This window comes from uncultured Piscinibacter sp. (assembly GCF_937952055.1).
Lineage (GTDB): Bacteria > Pseudomonadota > Gammaproteobacteria > Burkholderiales > Burkholderiaceae_C > Piscinibacter.
The window spans coordinates 221,816-240,808 of the sequence record NZ_CALFYO010000020.1; the positions used below are offsets into that span (position 1 = coordinate 221,816).

The 18,993-nt window shown below is 69.5% G+C and carries 12 protein-coding genes; 10 read left to right on the forward strand and 2 right to left on the reverse strand.

Features of this window, described 5'->3' with window-relative positions; all coding sequences use genetic code 11:
• Nucleotides 1-209 precede the first annotated feature (209 nt).
• The 8 genes from glgB to Q0599_RS11970 are packed head-to-tail and all read left to right on the forward strand — an operon-like array spanning nucleotide 210 to nucleotide 16,393.
• Nucleotides 210-2,171: a 1,4-alpha-glucan branching protein GlgB gene (glgB, locus tag Q0599_RS11935; protein WP_298829714.1), complete on the forward strand. Its 1,962-nt coding sequence runs from the start codon at nucleotides 210-212 to the stop codon at nucleotides 2,169-2,171.
• Nucleotides 2,168-4,204 carry an alpha-1,4-glucan--maltose-1-phosphate maltosyltransferase gene (locus tag Q0599_RS11940; RefSeq protein WP_298829716.1) on the forward strand — a complete coding sequence of 679 codons (2,037 nt, stop codon included), beginning with the start codon at nucleotides 2,168-2,170 and terminating at the stop codon, nucleotides 4,202-4,204. Before glgB ends, Q0599_RS11940 begins: the two co-directional genes overlap by 4 nt.
• Nucleotides 4,205-4,214: 10 nt before the next feature.
• Nucleotides 4,215-7,550, forward strand: coding sequence for a maltose alpha-D-glucosyltransferase (gene treS / locus Q0599_RS11945; protein ID WP_298829718.1), 3,336 nt, complete (start codon nucleotides 4,215-4,217; stop codon nucleotides 7,548-7,550).
• A 12-nt stretch (nucleotides 7,551-7,562) separates the two neighbouring features.
• Entirely contained in the window at nucleotides 7,563-8,252 is a 690-nt protein-coding gene (locus Q0599_RS11950) for a hypothetical protein (RefSeq protein WP_298829720.1), read from the forward strand.
• Nucleotides 8,249-10,396, forward strand: a complete 2,148-nt coding sequence (glgX, locus tag Q0599_RS11955) for a glycogen debranching protein GlgX (RefSeq protein ID WP_298829722.1) — start codon at nucleotides 8,249-8,251, stop codon at nucleotides 10,394-10,396. The genes Q0599_RS11950 and glgX overlap by 4 nt, the downstream gene beginning before the upstream one ends.
• Entirely contained in the window at nucleotides 10,393-12,213 is a 1,821-nt protein-coding gene (gene treZ / locus Q0599_RS11960; RefSeq protein ID WP_298829724.1) for a malto-oligosyltrehalose trehalohydrolase, read from the forward strand. The genes glgX and treZ overlap by 4 nt, the downstream gene beginning before the upstream one ends.
• Nucleotides 12,210-15,182, forward strand: coding sequence for a malto-oligosyltrehalose synthase (treY, locus tag Q0599_RS11965; protein WP_298829726.1), 2,973 nt, complete (start codon nucleotides 12,210-12,212; stop codon nucleotides 15,180-15,182). Before treZ ends, treY begins: the two co-directional genes overlap by 4 nt.
• 11 nt (nucleotides 15,183-15,193) lie before the next feature.
• A complete protein-coding gene (locus tag Q0599_RS11970) occupies nucleotides 15,194-16,393 on the forward strand; it encodes a glycoside hydrolase 100 family protein (protein ID WP_298829728.1) in 1,200 nt (399 codons plus the stop codon).
• Between the two features lie 59 nt (nucleotides 16,394-16,452).
• Here the strand turns inward: Q0599_RS11970 and Q0599_RS11975 are convergent, their stop codons facing one another.
• Nucleotides 16,453-16,764: a chaperone modulator CbpM gene (locus tag Q0599_RS11975; protein ID WP_367180936.1), complete on the reverse strand. Its 312-nt coding sequence runs from the start codon at nucleotides 16,762-16,764 to the stop codon at nucleotides 16,453-16,455.
• Nucleotides 16,761-17,771 (reverse strand): DnaJ C-terminal domain-containing protein, encoded by a 1,011-nt coding sequence (locus Q0599_RS11980; RefSeq protein WP_298829730.1) that lies wholly within the window; start codon nucleotides 17,769-17,771, stop codon nucleotides 16,761-16,763. The genes Q0599_RS11975 and Q0599_RS11980 overlap by 4 nt, the downstream gene beginning before the upstream one ends.
• Nucleotides 17,772-17,931: 160 nt before the next feature.
• Between Q0599_RS11980 and Q0599_RS11985 the strand changes: the two genes are divergently transcribed.
• Nucleotides 17,932-18,369 (forward strand): Hsp20/alpha crystallin family protein, encoded by a 438-nt coding sequence (locus Q0599_RS11985; protein WP_298829732.1) that lies wholly within the window; start codon nucleotides 17,932-17,934, stop codon nucleotides 18,367-18,369.
• A gap of 30 nt (nucleotides 18,370-18,399) precedes the next feature.
• Nucleotides 18,400-18,786, forward strand: coding sequence for an Hsp20/alpha crystallin family protein (locus Q0599_RS11990; RefSeq protein WP_298829734.1), 387 nt, complete (start codon nucleotides 18,400-18,402; stop codon nucleotides 18,784-18,786).
• Nucleotides 18,787-18,993: the final 207 nt, after the last annotated feature.

Genomic DNA, 18,993 nt, shown 5'->3' on the forward strand with positions numbered 1-18,993 from the left:
ACGCGCCCAGGGCGAAGCGGCGCGGCCCTGGCGAGGGAGGAAGCCGGCGACGCTTCCCTGTGCCGGACTCCGCGCGGGGCCCGTCGCGGGAAGGGTCAAGCGCCGCAGCGCCGGGCGTTTCATTTGTCCACATGTATAGTGGTTCCGGCTGTGCCGGACCCGTGGCACGGGATGCCGGCTCAGCATCGCACTGATGACAAGGACTCGATATGACGCCGACCTCACGCGATACCGGGCAAGGACCCGAACGACTGCGAGCGGACGCGACGGCCGCTGCGCTGGTCTCCGGCAGTGCGCTTCGCGACGCCGACCTGCATTACTTCCGGGAGGGTACCCACGCCCGGCTGTACCGCGTGATGGGCTGCCAACAAGGCGATGGTGGCAGCCACTTCACGGTCTGGGCCCCCTCGGCGGCCTCGGTCGCCGTCATCGGCGACTTCAACGACTGGCGCGACGACGCCCATGTCGCGCAGCCGCGCGCCGACGGTTCGGGCCTGTGGCAGGTGTTCGTGCCGGGCGCAGCGCCTGGCCACCGCTACAAGTACCTGATCCACTCCCACACCGGCGAGCGCATGGAGAAGGCCGATCCGTTCGCTCGCTACGCCGAGCTGCCGCCGGCAACCGCCTCCATCGTCTGGCACGGCGACGACCATGTCTGGCACGACGACGCCTGGATGGGCAGCCGCGCGGGCCGCAATGCGCTTGACGCGCCGATGTCGGTCTACGAGGTGCACCTCGGCTCGTGGCGCCGGCGCGCCGACGGGTCGATGCTCGACTACCGCAGCGCGGCCGTCGAGCTGGCAGCGTACGTCTCCGGCCTGGGCTTCACCCATGTGGAGCTGATGCCGATCACCGAGCACCCGTTCTACGGCTCGTGGGGCTACCAGACGACGGGCTACTTCGCACCGACCTCGCGCTACGGCACGCCGCAGGACTTCAAGTACCTCGTCGACACGCTGCACCAGGCGGGTGTGGGCGTGATCCTGGACTGGGTGCCCTCGCACTTTCCCGCCGACGCCCACGGCCTGGCACGCTTCGACGGCACCTACCTCTACGAGCATGCCGATCCGCGCCAGGGCTTCCATCCCGAATGGAACTCGTCGATCTTCAACTACGGGCGCAACGAGGTGCGTGCCTTCCTGTTGTCCAGCGCGATGTTCTGGCTGGACGAGTTCCACATCGACATGCTCCGTGTCGACGCGGTGGCCTCGATGCTGTACTTGGACTATGCGCGCAATGACGGCGAGTGGATCCCGAACCGCCACGGTGGGCGCGAGAACCTGGATGCGATCGACTTCCTGCGCCTGCTCAACCAATCTGCCTACCGCGACCATCCGGGCGTGCAGATCATCGCCGAGGAATCCACCGCCTGGCCGATGGTCTCGCGCCCGACCGACGTGGGCGGACTCGGCTTCGGATTGAAGTGGAACATGGGCTGGATGCATGACACACTGGCCTACATGCGCGAGGACCCGGTGCACCGGCGCTGGCACCACGGCAGGCTCACCTTCTCGATGGTCTATGCCTTCAACGAGAACTTCATGCTGCCGCTGTCGCACGACGAGGTCGTCTACGGCAAGGGCTCTCTGATCAACAAGATGCCCGGCGACGAGTGGCAGCAGTTCGCGAACCTGCGGCTGTTGCTGGGACACATGTGGGCCCATCCGGGCAAGAAACTGCTGTTCATGGGCGGCGAATTCGGTCAGCGCAGCGAGTGGTCGCACGATTCGGCGCTCGACTGGCAGGCGCTGGAGGGCGAGCATCACCGCGGCCTGCAGCGCTGGGTCGAGGACCTGAACCGCCTGTACCGAAGCAAGCCGGCCCTGTTCGAGATCGACTTCGAGCCAGCAGGATTCCAATGGATCGAGGCCGACGATGCCGAACACAGCGTGCTCGCGTTCCTGCGCAAGGCGCGCGACGGCAGCACGCTGCTGGTCGTGGCCAACTTCACGCCGCTGCCGCGCGAGAATTACCTCGTGGGGGTGCCGCATGCAGGGCACTGGTGCGAGCTGCTCAACAGCGACGCCACGCTCTATGGCGGCAGCGGCATCGGAAACCTGAGCGGCACCGACACCGTTCCCGTGCCGGCACAAGGACACTTCCAGTCCTTGAACCTGCGCTTGCCGCCATTGGGGATATTGGTCCTCGAGCACGAAGGGGTTGCTGCATGAGCACGGACGACACCATCACGCCGATCGGGGTGCACGAGGGACGCATCCGGGTCGTCATCGAACACATCACGCCGTGCGTGGACGCCGGCCGCTTCGCGATCAAGCGCGTCGTGGGCGAGCCGGTGGTCGTCGAGGCGGACTGCTTCGCCGACGGTCACGACGTGGTGGCCTGCGAGCTCTTGTGGTGCCAGGCCGGCGCGGAGTCCGCCGCCTGGTCGAGCCGCCCCATGCGGCCGCTGGGCAACGACCGCTGGCGAGCCGAGTTCACCGTCGGCGCCATCGGCGACTGGCACTACACGGTGCGCGCCTGGGTCGACCCCTTCCTCTCGTGGCGACACGACTTCGCCCGCCGCGTCGAGCTCGACGACGTCCGGGTCGCAGCGCTCAGCGGCGCGACGCTCATCGAGGAGGCCGCTCGTCGCGCCGAACAGGCCGGCGACGGCGAGTTGCTCAGGGCATGGGCACACGAACTCGTGCAGGCCGTTCGGGACGGCGCCCCGCTGGAGGCGCTCATCCGGCTCGGTCTCGACGAGGCGCGCGGCGCGATCGCGCAGCGCCACCCCGATCTGAGGCACGCGCTCACCGAGTCACGGGTCTTCCGCGTCAGCGTCGAGCGCGTGCGGGCGCGCTTCTCGTCGTGGTACGAGTTCTTCCCGCGCTCGGCCGCCGGCGACGGCAAGCGGCACGGCACCTTCGCCGACTGCGAGGCCTGGCTGCCCTACGTGAAGGCCATGGGCTTCGACGTCCTGTACTTTCCGCCCATCCATCCGATCGGGCGCCAGCGCCGCAAGGGCATGAACAACACGCTTGACCCGCGGCCCGACGACGTCGGCAGCCCCTGGGCCGTCGGCGCCGAGGACGGCGGGCACGACGCGATCCTGAACGAGCTCGGCACGCGCGAGGACTTTCGACGGCTGCTCGGGCGCGCCGCCGAACACGGCATCGAGATTGCGCTGGACATCGCCTTCCAATGCTCGCCCGACCACCCCTGGGTGCGCGAGCACCCCGAGTGGTTCAGGAAGCGAGCCGACGGCAGCATCCAGTACGCCGAGAACCCGCCGAAGAAGTACCAGGACATCTACCCGCTCGACTTCGAGTCGGAGCAGTGGCGCGAGATGTGGCAGGCGCTCGCCGGCGTATTCGAGTACTGGGCCGCACAAGGCGTGCGCATCTTCCGCGTCGACAACCCGCACACCAAGGCCTTCCCGTTCTGGGAGTGGGCGATAGCCCGCGTGCGGCGCTCCTTCCCGGACGTGATCTTCCTGTCGGAAGCCTTCACGCGACCGCGCGTCATGCATCGCCTGGCCAAGCTCGGCTTCAGCCAGTCCTACACCTACTTCACCTGGCGCAACACCAAGCAGGAGCTGACCCAGTACTTCACCGAACTCAGCCAGGGCCCCGGCCGCGAGTACTTTCGGCCCAATGCCTGGCCGAACACTCCCGACATCCTTCCGGCCGCCCTGCAGTACGGCGGCCGGCCGATCTTCATGGCGCGGGTCGCGCTGGCTGCCACGCTGGCGGCCAACTACGGGCTGTACGGACCGGCCTTCGAACTGCTCGAGCACCGTGCCCTGCGCGAAGGCGGCGAGGAATACCTCGACTCCGAAAAGTTCCAGCTGCGCGCCTGGGACCGCGATCGCCCGGATTCGCTGGCCGACTTCATCGCCATGCTCAACCGCGTGCGCCGCGACAACCCCGCGCTGCAAAGCGACGCCGGCTTGCGCTTCCTGCGCATCGACAACGAGCAGATGATCGCCTACGCCAAGCTCACCCCCGACCTGTCGAACATCGTCGTGTGCGTCGTCAACCTCGATCCCCACCATGTGCAGAGCGGCTGGCTCGAACTGGACCCCATGGCGCTGGGCATCGATGCGCAGCAGGCCTACCAGATGCACGATCTCGTCAGCGGCTCGCACTTCCTCTGGCACGGTGCGCGCAACTTCGTCAGCCTGGATCCGCAGCGCAGCCCGGTCCACGTGATGCAGCTGCGCCGCCACCTGCGGCGCGAGCACGACTTCGACTACTTCTCGTGAGGTGCAGCCCTTGAAAGCCGAACCCGCCATCGAAGCCGCGGCACTGCGCAGCGCGATCAGCCAGGGTGACCCACACTGGTACAAGGACGCGGTCATCTACGAACTGCACGTGAAGGCCTACGCCGACGCCAACGGCGACGGCATCGGCGACCTGGCCGGCCTGACGCAGCGGCTCGACCACGTGCAGTCCCTGGGCGTCAACACCATCTGGCTGCTGCCCTTCTACCCTTCGCCGCTGCGCGACGACGGCTACGACGTCGCCGACTACGAGGGCGTGCATCCCGCGTACGGCACGCTCGACGACTTCCGTGCCTTCGTCGACGAGGCGCACCGGCGCGGCCTGCGCGTGATCACCGAGCTGGTGGTGAACCACACTTCCGACCAGCACCCCTGGTTCCAGGCCGCGCGCAGGGCCCCGAAGGGATCGCCGGAGCGCGACTTCTATGTGTGGAGCGACGACCCGAAGAAGTACGCCGGCACGCGCATCATCTTCACCGACACCGAGAAGTCGAACTGGACCTGGGACGAGGTCGCACAGCAGTACTTCTGGCATCGCTTCTTCAGCCACCAGCCCGACCTGAACTTCGACAATCCGGCAGTGATCGAAGCGGTGCTCAAGACCATGGAGTTCTGGCTCGACATGGGCGTCGACGGCTTCCGCCTCGACGCGATCCCCTACCTGATCGAGCGCGACGGCACCAGCAACGAGAACCTGCGCGAGACGCACGACGTCATCAAGCTGATCCGCAAGCGCATCGATGCGAAGTACCCGGGCCGGCTGCTGCTGGCCGAGGCCAACATGTGGCCGGAGGACGTGCGCGAGTACTTCGGCGAGGACGACGAATGCCACATGGCCTATCACTTCCCGCTGATGCCGCGCATGTACATGGCCATCGCGCAGGAGGACCGCCACCCGGTGGTGGAGATCCTCGCGCAGACCCCCGAGATTCCTGCCCACTGCCAGTGGGCCATCTTCCTGCGCAACCACGACGAGCTCACGCTCGAGATGGTGACCAGCAAGGAACGGGACTACCTCTACAAGATGTACGCGGCCGACACGCGGGCGCGCATCAATCTGGGCATCCGTCGCCGTCTGGCCCCTCTGCTCGAGAACGATCGGGCCCGCATCGAGCTGATGAACAGCCTGCTGCTGTCCATGCCGGGCACGCCCGTGCTGTACTACGGCGACGAGATCGGCATGGGCGACAACATCTTCCTCGGCGACCGCGACGGCGTGCGCACACCGATGCAGTGGACGAGCGACCGCAACGGCGGCTTCTCGCGCGCCGACCCGCAGCGCCTGTACCTGCCGCCGATCCAGGACCCGATCTACGGCTTCGAGGCCCTGAACGTCGAGGCGCAATCGCGTGAACTGTCGTCGCTGCTCAACTGGACGCGGCGCCTGCTCGCGGTGCGCAGCACGTCGGCGGCCTTCGGCCGGGGCCGGTTCACGATGCTGCACCCGGGCAATCGCAAGGTGCTGGCCTACGTGCGCGAGCATGAAGAGGACGTGATCCTGTGCGTGGCCAACGTCAGCCGCACCGCGCAGCCGGTGGAGCTCGAGCTGCGCGCCTACAAGGGGCGGGTGCCGGTGGAGATGATGGGGCGCAATGCGTTTCCGCCGATCGGCGATCTGCCCTACCTGCTGACACTGCCGGCGCACGGATTCTTCTGGTTCCGGCTGTCCAGCGACGCCCAGCCGCCGAGCTGGCACGTCGAGACCCTGCCGCTGGAGGACCTGCCCACGCTGGTGCTCTTCGACGGCTGGAACAGCTTCTTCCGCCATCGTGTGGTGCCCTGGCGCATGGGCCTGGCGGAGAAGATCCGCCATCAGTTCGAGGCGGAGCTGCTGCCGCACTTCATGCAGCGCCAGCGCTGGTACGCGGCCAAGGCCGACAAGCTCGCGCGCGCCGGCATTCTCGAGCACGGGGAACTCGTCGCGGACGGCCGGAGCTGGTTGCTCGCCGTCGTCGAGGCGCGCACCGCCGCCGATCCGGTGCGCTACTTCGTGCCGCTGACCATGGCCTTCGAGGATCGCGAGGAAGAGCGCATGCGCGCGTTGTCGGCGCTGGCCGTGACCAAGATTCGCCAGCAGGCCGAGGTCGGCATCATCGCCGACGCGATGGCCGACGAGAGCTTCTGCCACGCGCTGGTTGCGGCGATCGGCGAAGGCCGCACCGTGCGCACCGAGGGCGGCAGCCTGCGCTTCGTGCCGGGCAGCACGTTCGCCCAGGTGGTCGGCGACGCTCTCGATCAGCCCGCGCCGCTGCGCCGGCTGACCGCGAGCAGCAACTCGATCAGCCTGATCGGCGAGCGGCTGTTCCTGAAGGCGTACCGGTGCCTCCACCCCGGCACGAATCCAGAGCTCGAGATGGGGCGCTTTCTCACCGACAAGGCCGGCTTCGAGCATTGCGTGCCGGTCGCCGGAAGCCTGGAGTGGGTGTCCGACAAGGGCGACACCTGGACGCTGGCACTGCTGCAGGCACAGGTGCCCAACCAGGGCGATGCCTGGGCGGCCACCGTGGATCGGCTGGAACGCTGGCTGGAGACTTCCGGCACCGACGGCGAAGAGCCGGCCAGGACCCTCGCGGCCATGGCCGAAGGATTGCGCGTCCTGGCGCGCCGCGTCGCCGAGCTGCACCTGGCCCTGGCACGCAGCACCGGCGATCCGGCCTTCGACCCGGAGCCGATGACGCCGGCCGACATCACCCGCTGGTGTGCCGCGGTGCAGCGCGAGTGCCGCGCCACGCTGGACCAGCTCGGTCAGCGCGGCGAGCCCTGGCCCGAGGCGCTGGGCGGCCTGGTCGCCCAGGTCATCGCTGCCGCCCCGGCGCTGCTGTCGCGCATCGAGCAGGCCGGGCACGCGCCACCGACGCACCCGAAGACGCGGGTGCATGGCGACCTGCACCTCGGCCAGGTGCTGGTCTGTCGCGACGACTTCCTGCTCATCGACTTCGAGGGCGAGCCCAAGCGAGACTTCGAGGAGCGGCGCGCCAAGCAATCGGCGCTGCGCGACGTGGCCGGCGTGCTGCGCTCGTTCGACTACGCGCGGCACACGGCACTGCAGCAGACAGCGAAGACGGCGACCGAGATGGAGCGGCTGGCGCCGCTGGCGCGCGACTGGGAGCGCACGGTGCGCCAGGCGTTCCTGGAGACCTATGCCGAGGTGGCGGTGGCCGGCGGGCTGTTCGCGGACGCGGCAGCGTTCGCGCGCTCGCAGCCATTGCTGGACCTCTTCGAGCTCGAGAAGGCGCTGTACGAGCTTCGTTACGAGATCGACAACCGGCCCGACTGGATCGGCGTGCCATTGGCAGGCGTGGCCATGCTGGCCGGTCTGACGGCCTGAACAGGAGACACCATGCAGAACCTCGACGTCTTGCTCGAACCCGTGCGCGCCCTGCTCGCGCAGATCGGCGCCTTCCTGCCGCGGCTGGCCATCGCACTGGGGCTGCTGCTGCTGGGCTGGCTGCTGGCCAAGGCCTTCCGCTACAGCGTCGTGAAGGCGCTTCGCGCGCTGAACTTCCACGTCCTCACCGAGCGCGCCGGCATCGACGGCTTCCTGCAGCAGGGTGGCACCGAGAAGGACACCACCGAGCTGTTCGGGTGGATCGCCTATGCGCTGGTGCTCCTCGCCTCGCTGATCGTGGCGTCCAACAGCCTGGGACTGTCGCAGGTGACCGAGCTGCTGGGCAAGATCGTGCTGTTCCTGCCGCGCCTGCTGGTGGCGCTGCTGGTGGTGATCTTCGGCAGCTACTTCGCGCGCTTCGTGGCCGGCGCGGTGCGCGGCTACTGCAAGCGCGTCGAGATCAGCGACGGCGACCTGCTCGCGAGGCTGGCGCAGTACGGCATCATGACCTTCGTCGTGCTGCTGTCGATCGACCACCTGGACATCGGCGGCGGACTCATCCAGCAGACCTTCCTCATTCTCCTCGCCGGCGTGGTATTCGCCGGTGCCCTGGCGCTCGGACTCGGCGCGCGCGATCGCGCGGCGCTGCTCATCGAGCGATGGTTCCCACGCGACACCGCCGACAAGCAGGACGGCCGATGAGCGTGGCTCACGGCCGCATCGACGCCGTCTGGCCCGGTCGGCCCTGGCCGCGTGGCGCCACCTGGGACGGGCTGGGCGTCAATTTCGCGCTGTTCTCGGAACATGCCGAGCGGGTCGAGCTGTGCCTGTTCGACGCGACCGGCCGGCATGAACTGCAACGCGTCCGGCTGCCCGAGCAGACCGACCAGGTGTTCCACGGCTATCTGCCGCAGGCGCGGCCCGGGCTGCTCTACGCCTACCGCGTCTATGGACCGTACCAACCGCGCCACGGCCAGCGCTTCAACGGCCACAAGCTGCTGCTCGATCCGTACGCGCGCAACATCATCGGCAACCCGCGCTGGCACGACGCGCTGTTCGGTTATCGCATCGGCCATGCCGAACGCGACCTGTCGTTCGATCGCCGCGACAGCGCACCGTACATGCCGCGCTGCAAGGTCGTGGAAACCGCCTTCAGCTGGGGCGACGACCGCCGCCCCGCCGTGCCCTGGCACGAGACGGTGATCTACGAGGCGCACGTGCGCGGACTGACGATGCGCCATCCCGGCGTCCCCGAGCCGCTGCGCGGCACCTACGCCGGACTGAGCTGCGCGCCGGTCATCGACCACCTGAAGCGTCTGGGCGTGACGACGATCGAGCTGATGCCCGTGCATGCCTTCGTCGACGACCGCCACCTGGTGGAGCGCGGCCAGCGCAACTACTGGGGCTACAACACGATCGGCTACTTTGCGCCCGATCACCGCTACAGCGCATCGGGAAAGATCAACGAGTTCAAGACCATGGTGCGCACGCTGCACGCGGCCGGCATCGAAGTCATCCTCGACGTGGTCTACAACCACACCGCCGAGGGCAGCGAGCTCGGCCCGACGCTGTCGTTCCGCGGCATCGACAACACCTCGTACTACCGGCTGGTGCCGGATGCGCCGCGCCACTACCAGGACTTCACGGGCTGCGGCAACACGCTGAACATGCAGCACCCGCGCGTGCTGCAGATGCTCATGGACTCGCTGCGCTACTGGGTCAACGAGATGCACGTCGACGGTTTCCGCTTCGACCTCGCGTCGGCGCTGGCGCGCGAGCTGTTCGAGGTCGACCGGCTCAGCGCCTTCTTCGACGTGCTGCGGCAGGACCCGGTGCTCTCGCAGGTCAAGCTCATCGCCGAGCCCTGGGACCTGGGCACCGGCGGCTACCAGGTCGGAAACTTCCCGGCCGGCTGGACCGAGTGGAACGACAAGTACCGCGACACCATGCGCGCCTACTGGAAGGGCGACGGCGGCCTGATCGGCGAGTTCGCCCAGCGGCTGACCGGCTCCAGCGACCTGTACAACCGCAGCAGCCGCAGGCCCTACGCCAGCATCAACTTCATCGCGGCGCACGACGGCTTCACGCTGGCGGACCTGGTCTCGTACAACGACAAGCACAACGACGCCAACGGCGAGGACAACCGTGACGGCCACAACCACAACCTGTCGTGGAACTGCGGCGCCGAAGGCCCGACCGACGACGCCGAGGTGCTGGCGCTGCGCGCCCGACAGCAGCGCAACTTCCTCGCCACGCTGCTGCTGTCGCAGGGCGTGCCGATGATCCTCGCCGGCGACGAGTGCGGGCGCAGCCAGCAGGGCAACAACAACGCCTACTGCCAGGACAACGACATCAGCTGGGTCGACTGGACGCCGAGCGAAGCCCGGCGCTCGCTGCAGGCCTTCACGCGACGGCTGATCGCCCTGCGCGCAGCGCACCCGGTGTTCCGCCGCCGCGACTTCTTCCAGGACCGGCCGTTGCACGGCTCGGAAGTGCGAGACATCGTGTGGCTGCAGCCGGACGGCACCGAGATGAGCGCCGAAGCCTGGCAGCAGGACTTCGCGCGTGCACTGGCCGTCTTCCTGTCCGGCGAGGGGCGGGGCGACGTCGACGCGCGCGGCCGGCCGGTGCGCGACGACAGCTTCGTGCTGCTGTTCAACGCCGCCGCCGAAGGCGTGATCTTCAGCCTGCCTTCCGAACTGGGCTTGCCCCAGGGGGAACTGCTGGTCGACACCTCGCGCAGCGACAACGCGTTGCCCGGAACGGCTTTCCGTCCGGCCGAGCCCTTCACGCTGGCCGGCCGCGCACTCGCGCTGATCCGCTTCCCCCGCGAGGAGCAGGCATGAGGCGCCGGCACGAGATGCCGTTCGGCGCGCTGCGGCTGTCCGATGGCGGCGCGCGCTTTCGCCTGTGGGCGCCTGGCGCGCAACGCGTCGACCTGCTGGCCGATGGGGCCGAATGCCCCATGCAGGCCCGTGACGGCGGCTGGTACGAGACCTCGCTGGCGCAGGCGGCGACCGGGATGCGCTACGCCTTCCGCATCGACGGTGGGCTGACCGTGCCCGACCCGGCCTCGCGCAGCAACCCCGACGATGTGCACGCCGCGAGCGCACTGACCGATCCGCTGGCCTTCGACTGGCCCGACGAGGGCTGGCGCGGCCGGCCGTGGCACGAGGCGGTGATCTACGAAATGCACCTCGGCTGCTTCACGCCGGAGGGCACCTTCACCGCCGCCATCGCACGACTGGACGACCTCGTGGCCTTGGGGGTGACGGCCATCGAGCTGATGCCGGTGGCCGACTTCCCGGGGCGCCGCGGCTGGGGCTACGACGGCGTGCTGCCTTTCGCCCCGGAGGCCAGCTATGGGACGCCCGACGACCTCAAGCGGCTGGTTGCAGCCGCCCACGCGCGCGGCCTGATGGTGCTGCTTGACGTCGTCTACAACCACTTCGGGCCCGATGGCAACTACCTTCATGCCTATGCGCCGCCGTTCTTCAATGCGCAGGTGCATACGCCGTGGGGCGCGGCGATCAACTTCGACGGTCCGGGCAGCCGCACGGTGCGCGACTTCTTCATCCACAACGCGCTGTACTGGCTGGAGGAGTTCCACTTCGATGGGTTGCGCATCGACGCGGTGCATGCGATGCACGACGGCTCGCCGCTGCACTTCATCGACGAGCTGGCGCAGGCCGTTCGCGCCGGCCCCGGACGCGATCGCCATGTGCACCTGGTGCTGGAGAACGACGTCAACGATGCGCGCCGCCTGCCGCGCGACGCGGAAGGGCAACCTCGACTGGCCACGGCGCAGTGGAACGACGACGTGCACCATGCGCTGCATGTGCTGGTCAGCGGTGAGCGCGACGGTTACTACGCCGACTTTGCCGCGCAGCCGCTGTCGCTGTTGGGTCGCGCGCTCGCCGAAGGCTTCGCGTTCCAAGGCGAGGTCTCGGCCTACCGGGGCGGCGAGCCGCATGGCACGCCCTCGACCGGGCTGCCGCCGCTGGCCTTCGTGAACTTCCTGCAGACGCACGACCAGGTCGGCAACCGCGCCTTCGGCGACCGGCTGGCCATGCTGGCGGCGGCGGGCCATCGCGAGGAGATGCTGCACGCCGTGCTGGCCTGCGTGCTGCTCGCACCGGCGCCGCCGATGCTCTTCATGGGCGAGGAATATGCAGCCTCGACCCCGTTCCTGTACTTCTGCGACTTCAGCGGCGAACTCGCGACGGCCGTCACGCAGGGGCGCCGCAACGAATTCGGGCGCTTCGCCCGTTTCAACGATCCGGCCGCGCGCAACCGCATCCCCGACCCGAACGCCGAGGCCACCTTCCTGCGCAGCAAGCTGGCCTGGGACGAACGCGCGCAACCGGCGCACGCGTGCTGGCTGGCGCTGTACCGGCAGCTGCTCGGCATCCGCCGCGACAAGCTGGTGCCCCACCTGCCCGGTGCGGCCAGCGGCCAGTACCGCGAGATCGGCATCGGCCTGCTCGCGCTGCGCTGGCCGCTCGGGACAAGCGGCCGCCTCGACCTGCTCGCCAATCTGAGCGGCGCGGCCGAGACGGGACCGGACTTGCCGCCGGGCGAACCGATCTACCAGAGCCACGCCGGTGCGCAGCAGACGCTGCGGCCGCCGTGGTCGGTGCGCGTGTCGATGGAGCGGCCGTGACGGCGCCGAAGGGCCGGGCCGCCCCGCTGCACGCGGTCATCCCGCGCGCCACCTACCGCGTGCAGCTGCACGCCGGCTTTCGGTTCACGGATGCCACGGCGCTGGTGCCCTACCTGTGGGCGATGGGCATCAGCCACCTGTACTGCTCGCCCTTCCTGCGCGCGCGGGCCGGCAGCCTGCACGGCTACGACGTGGTGGATCATGGCGAGATCAACCCGGAGATCGGCACGCGCGCGGAGTTCGACGCCCTCGTCGAGGCGCTGCACCTGCGCGGCATGGGCATGCTCATCGACCTCGTGCCCAACCACATGGGCGTGCTCGGCGGCGACAACGCCTGGTGGCTGGACGTGCTCGAGAACGGTCGCGCTTCCGCCTACGCCGAGTACTTCGACATCGACTGGCGCTCCGCCGACCCGGCGTTGACCGGGCGCGTGCTGCTGCCCCTGCTGGGCGATCAGTACGGCATCGTGCTGGAGCGCGGCGAACTGACGCTGCAGTTCGCGCCCGAGTCGGGGCGCTTCACGCTGAACTACTTCGAGCACCGCCTGCCCATCGACCCGAGCTCGTACGGCCGCCTGCTGCGCGAGTCCGTGGCCGACCTGCCGTCGGCCGCATGGCCAGCCGACACCATGGCCTCGCTGAACGGCCTGATCGAGCACTTCGAGCGTCTGCCGCACCGCGACACCGCCGATGCGGCCGCGATGCGGCAGCGCCAGCGCGACAAGACCGTTCTCAAGCAGCAGTTGGCGAAGCAGCTGACTCAGACCCCGGCGCTGGCGCAGCGCATCGCCTCGCTGGTGGAGCGTCTGAACGGCGAGGTCGGCACGCGCAGCAGCTTCGACGCTCTCGACGAACTGATTGCCGAGCAGCCCTACCGCCTCGCGCAGTGGCGCGTGGCCTCGGACCAGATCAACTACCGGCGGTTCTTCGACATCAACGAGCTGGCAGCGATCCGCATGGAGCGGCCGGAGGTGTTCGAGGCGACGCACCGGCTCGTGCTGTCGCTGGCGGCCAGCGGCGCCGTCGACGGCGTTCGCATCGACCACCCTGACGGCCTGGCCGACCCGGCAGGCTACTTCCTGCGCCTGCAGCGACGCTATGCCGAGACGGCGGGGCTGACGCCGACGGCGCCGGCCGGCGCCGCACCGCCGGAGAAGCCGCTGTACGTGGTGATCGAGAAGATCGTCGCGCCGCACGAGCAGGTGCCCACGGACTGGGCCGTGCACGGAACCACCGGCTACCGCTTCGCCAACGTCGTCAACGGGCTGTTCATCGACGCCACGGCCAAGTCGCGGCTGGACCGAGCCTGGCGCGCCTTCGTGCGCGACGAGGCCGAGGACTTCGAGACGCTGTCGTGGCGCTGCCGCCATGCCGTCATGGACGGCCCGCTGGCCGGCGAGCTCACGGTGCTGGCCACCGCGTTGCTGCGCCTGGCGCGCGAGGACAGGCGCACGCAGGACTTCACGCTCAATTCGTTGCGCCGCGCACTGGCCGACGTGGTGGCGTCGTTCCCCGTCTACCGGACCTACATCATCGACAAGCCGAGCGCACAGGACCGGCGGTTCATCGGCTGGGCCATCGGCCGTGCGCGCCGGCGCTGCCTGGCCGCCGATGCCAGCGTGCTCGACTTCCTGCGCCGCGTGCTGCTCGGCCGCCCGTTGTCCGGCGCACCGGCCGGCCTGGGCGAGCGCTACCACGCCTTCGCGCGCCGGCTGCAGCAGTACACCTCGCCGGTGGCCGCCAAGGGCATCGAAGACACCGCGCTGTACCGTCATCACCGGCTGATCTCGGTGAACGATGTCGGCGGCGATCCCGATGCCTTCGGCATGTCGGTGTCGGCCTTCCATGCCGCCAGCCGCGACCGTGCGCTGCGCTGGCCGCACACCATGCTCGCCACGTCGACCCATGACGCGAAGCGCTCCGAGGACGTGCGCCTGCGCATCGACGTCATCAGCGAGATGCCGGGCGCCTGGCGATTGACGGTGCGCCGCTGGAGCCGCCTGAACCGACGCCACAAGTGCACGGTGGACGGCGCGAACGCGCCCAGCCGCAACGACGAGTACCTGCTCTACCAGACGCTGGTCGGCAGCCTGCCGGTGGGCACGCTGGACGACGAGGCGCTCCGCGTCTATGCCAGGCGCATCGAGCAGGCAATGCTCAAGTCGGCGCGCGAGTCCAAGACCGTCACCAGCTGGATGAATCCGCACCCGGGCTACGAGGCGGCGCTGTCGGGCTTCGTGCAGGCGCTGCTCGAGCGCCGCGACAGCAACCTGTTCCTGGCCGACCTGCAGCAGACGGCGCAGGTGTTCGCCTGGTACGGCGCGCTCAACAGCACCTCGATGGCCGCCATCAAGTGCCTGTCGCCGGGGGTGCCCGACTTCTACCAGGGCCATGCGGCGATCGAGCTCACCCTGATGGACCCGGACAACCGCGGCCTCATCGATCATGCCCGGCGACGCGCCCTGCTGGCGCGTGCCGAGGCGAGCCGCGATGCCATCGAGCCCGCGGTGCGGGCGCGCGAGTGGCGCGACCTGCTGGCGCGCGTCCAGGACGGCGAAGCGAAGTTCCGCGTCACCTGGATCGCATTGCAGCTGCGCCGCCAGCACGAGCTGATGCTGCAGGGCGCCGACTACCTGCCCCTGAAGGCGAGCGGCGTGCGTGCCGAGCACGTGGTGGCCTTCGCGCGGCGGCATGGAAGTCAATGGGTCGTCGTGATCGCCACGCGACTGTTCGCCTCCCTGGGCCTGGCGGTGGGCGAGGCGCCGTTGGGCGAGGTCTGGGGCGACACTGTCGTCGAGTGGCCAGCGGGCGACACGGCGTCAGGACAGGACGGGCTTCCTGCGGGAACCCGGCTGAAGGACGCGCTGTCCGGCCGGGAGCACGACATCGCGTCCGCCGGGCTGCGCCTGTCGGATCTGCTGCGCGACTTTCCGCTGGCGCTGCTCGACACGGCTTCTGCCGCCGGGTGATGATGCGGGACATGTCCCGCGTCCATGATCCCATCGCGCGCTGCCGCCAGGAGTCGCTGGCGCTGCTGGAGCGCAACCTCACGCCACAGGGCATCCTGGCGGCCAGCCGCACCGAAGCCGCCGAGGCCCGGCGCTACACGCGCATCTTCGGCCGCGATGCGGCGATCTGCGTGCTCGCCATGTGCGGCAGCGGCGTCGACGCGCTCGAGCGGGGCGCCGTGGCCAGCCTGGACGCGCTGGCCGCCCAGCAGGCGGCCAACGGTCAGATCGCCAAGTACGTCGACCCGGAAGGTCGCGACGCGGACTTCTGGTACCTCGGCTGCATCGATGCCACCTTGTGGTGGCTGCTCGCCGCCGACCACGTGCGCCGCACCAGCCCCCTGCCGGGCCTGGCCGCGCGCTGGTCGCGCGAGATCGAACGGGCCTTGTCGTGGCTGCTGGCCCAGGAACACCAGCGCCTGCGGCTGCTGCAGCAGAACGAGGCCAGCGACTGGGCGGACATCATGCCGCGCTCCGGCTACGTGCTCTACACCAATGCCTTGTGGTACGCGGTGAAGCAACGGTTCGCGGTGCCCGAGGCCGACGCCACGCGGCACCACTTCAATCACCTGTTCCATCCCTTTGCGCGCGACCTGCCCGAGTACCACCGCGCCAGGCTGCTGCAGCACTACGTGCGGCGCGGGCAGCGCGATCCGGGCCTGTACCTGAGCTTCGTGAACTTCGCCAGCTTCGGCGCCGAAGGGGACGTGTTCGGCAACCTGCTGGCCATCCTGTACGGGCTGGCCGACGAGGCGGCCGGTCATCGCATCGTCAAGACGCTGCAGGCGGCGGGCTGCGCGGTCCCCTACCCGATCCGCGTGACGCTGCACCCGCTGTCACGCGACCACGAGTTGTGGCGCCCGTACATGGCGCGACACCAGCAGAACGAGCCGCACCAGTACCACAACGGTGGCCTGTGGCCCTTCGTCGGCGGGTTCTGGGTGATGGCGCTGTCCCTGCTGGGCCTGGAGGACGACGCGCGCGACGCCCTGACGAGGCTGGCCGAGGTCAATGCGCTGGACGGCTGGCGCTTCACCGAGTGGTTCCACGGGCGCACGCTGAAGCCGATGGGCATGGCCGGCCAGAGCTGGAACGCCGCCACCTTCCTGCTCGCCTTGCGCGGGCTGGGCGGTCGACCCGGTTTCGCCCCGCGTAGCGGCCACTCGGCCTGACGCGCACGATCCGCGCGCGCCCACGCGAGCCTGCGGCCGGCGCGGACGTCAGTCCGGCGTCATGCCCGCGCCGCGCGGCGCAGCTGCGCCCGCAGCGCCGCCAGTTCGTCCTCGAGATCGGCCACCAGTGCCGCCAGCTCGGGCACGGCGTCGAAGTCGCGCTCCAGGCAGGCCATCCGCCGCACGCGGCGCAGGCCGGCCGCGTCGAAACGCCATTCGTCGTGAGCCCCTCGCGCAGCCACGGTCAGCAGCCCGTGTGCGAGGCGTTCGCGCAGCCAGGGCTCGGACACGCCCGCCAGCCGGCACAGTTCGAAGCGGTCGAGCCAGAACTCGTCGAGCTCGACGTCCAGGGATTGCAGCGACAACGTCATCGCTTCTCCTCCTCGCTGCCGCGCCCGGCCTCGGCGGCAGCCACCTTGCGGGCATCGAAGTCGCCGAGTTCGGCAGCCATGCGCTCGTAGAGCTGCCTGGCCCGCGGGTCGTAGGCACTGGGCAGCAGCACGCGCAGTCTCAGCTCCAGGTCGCCCGGGGTGCGCGCCGGCAGACCCTTGCCGCGCACGGTCAGGCTCTGGCCGCTCTGCGCGCCGGCAGGCACGCGCACTTTCAGGATGCTGTCGTCGGGCAGGGCGACCGGCACCACCGCGCCCAATGCCGCTTCCCATGGCGCCAGCGGCAGTTCGGTGATCAGGTCGGCGCCGTCGACACGGAAGCGTGAGTGAGGCTTGAAGTGAACCTCGAGCAGCAGGTCCCCGGGCGCGCCGGTGCCGAGTCCCGGCCCGCCCTGCCCGGCCAGCCGGATCACCTGGCCGGACCTGACGCCGGCCGGGATCTTCACCTCCAGCGTGCGCTGCGCCAGCGTCACGCGGCCCTGCCCGTCGAGTCGCGGCGCACGCAAGGTGAACTGGCGCACCGCGCCGCGCCAGGCATCCTCGATGTCGAGCACGATCTTGGCGTGGTGGTTCTCGCCCGGTGCGCTGAAGCCCGCCGCACCCTGCCCGTGCGGCGCCCCCCGCGCGTGCCGCCGCGCGCCGTGGCCCATGCGACCGAACAACTCGGCGAAGAAGTCGCTGAACTGGGCGGCCTCCATGTCCTCGAAGCCTTCGCCCGAGAACTCGAAGCCGGCATCCCAGTCCGGCGGTGGCGTGAAGCGCTCGCCCGGCCGCCGACCCTGACCGATGGCGTCGTAGGCGGCACGCCGCTGCGGGTCGGACAGCACCGCGTTCGCCTCATTGACATCGCTCATGCGCGCCGCCGCGTCGGGCTCCTTGCTGACGTCGGGGTGGAACTTGCGTGCCAGCCTGCGGTAGGCCTTCTTGATGTCGTCGGCGGTGGCGTCGCGCGGGACGCCCAGCACCTGGTAGTAGTCCTTGTATTCCACGCTGCGTGACTCTCCGCCGTTCGATGTGGGCTCGCCCGCGCGGACTTCAAGCGGGCCTTGAAAAGCGCGGCGGCGACTCTTACATCTTAGAGCGTCGGGGCATGCACCCTGTCGGGTCGCTGCCTCCGTCTCAACCCAAGGAGCGAAGGAGATCCGCACCATGTACCGCAGCCTCTTCTCGAGCGACCTGTTCGCCGAAATGGACCGCCTGCAGCGCCAACTGACGCAGGCCTTCGATCTGGCCTCGCCGAGCATCCGCGGCTCGACCGGCGGCTTCCCGGCCGTCAACGTGGGCCATGCGCCCGGGTCGACGGAAATCTATGCCTTCGTGCCCGGCATCGACCCGGCGCGCATCGACGTCACGCTGGACCGCGGCGTGCTGACCATCAGTGGGGAGCGCGCGCCGGTCACCGCGCAGGGCGACACCAAGACGACGTTGCACGCCAACGAGCGCTTCGACGGTCGCTTCCGTCGCGTCATCAGCCTGCCCGAGGACAGCGACACCGGCGCCGTCCAGGCCGAATGCCGCGACGGCGTGCTGCACATCAGCGTCAAGCGCCGGGAAGCCGCGCAGCCGCGCCGCATCCAGGTGCAATGAACCCAGGCCCAGACAACGAGGAGTGACTCCATGAACACCACTGCCGTTCAGAAGACTGCCGAGACGACTGCCGCCGCGCGCGAGGAGGCCGTGCTGCGCCCTCCGGTGGACGTGGTCGAGGACGAGACCGGCATCACGCTGTACGCCGACATGCCCGGCGTGAGCCGCGAGATGCTGAAGCTGCAGGTCGAAGCCGACACCCTGAGCATCGAGGGCGAGTTGTCGCTGCCGGTGCCGCAGGACATGCAGGCCAGCCACGCCGAGGTGCAGCGCTCGCGCTACCGCCGCAGCTTCACGCTCAGCAAGGAACTCGACGCCGGCAAGATCGGCGCCGAGCTCGCCCAGGGCGTGCTGCGCGTGCGCATCCCGAAGGCCGAGCATGCGCAGCCGCGGCGCATTGAGGTGAAGGGGGGCTGACGCGGGCGGGTCACTCCCACTCGATCATCAATCACACTGGCCAAGGAGACCACCCACGAGAGCCTTCGTGAACGCCTTCCTGGTCGCCTGTGCCGAGCGCCGCGTGGACGCGGCGATGGTGTAGGTCGCGCCCGATGCCGACATCGGGCTGTTCGGTACCGGTGTCGACGAGAAGCGTATCGGCCCGGCGGCCGTGCGCACGCAGCT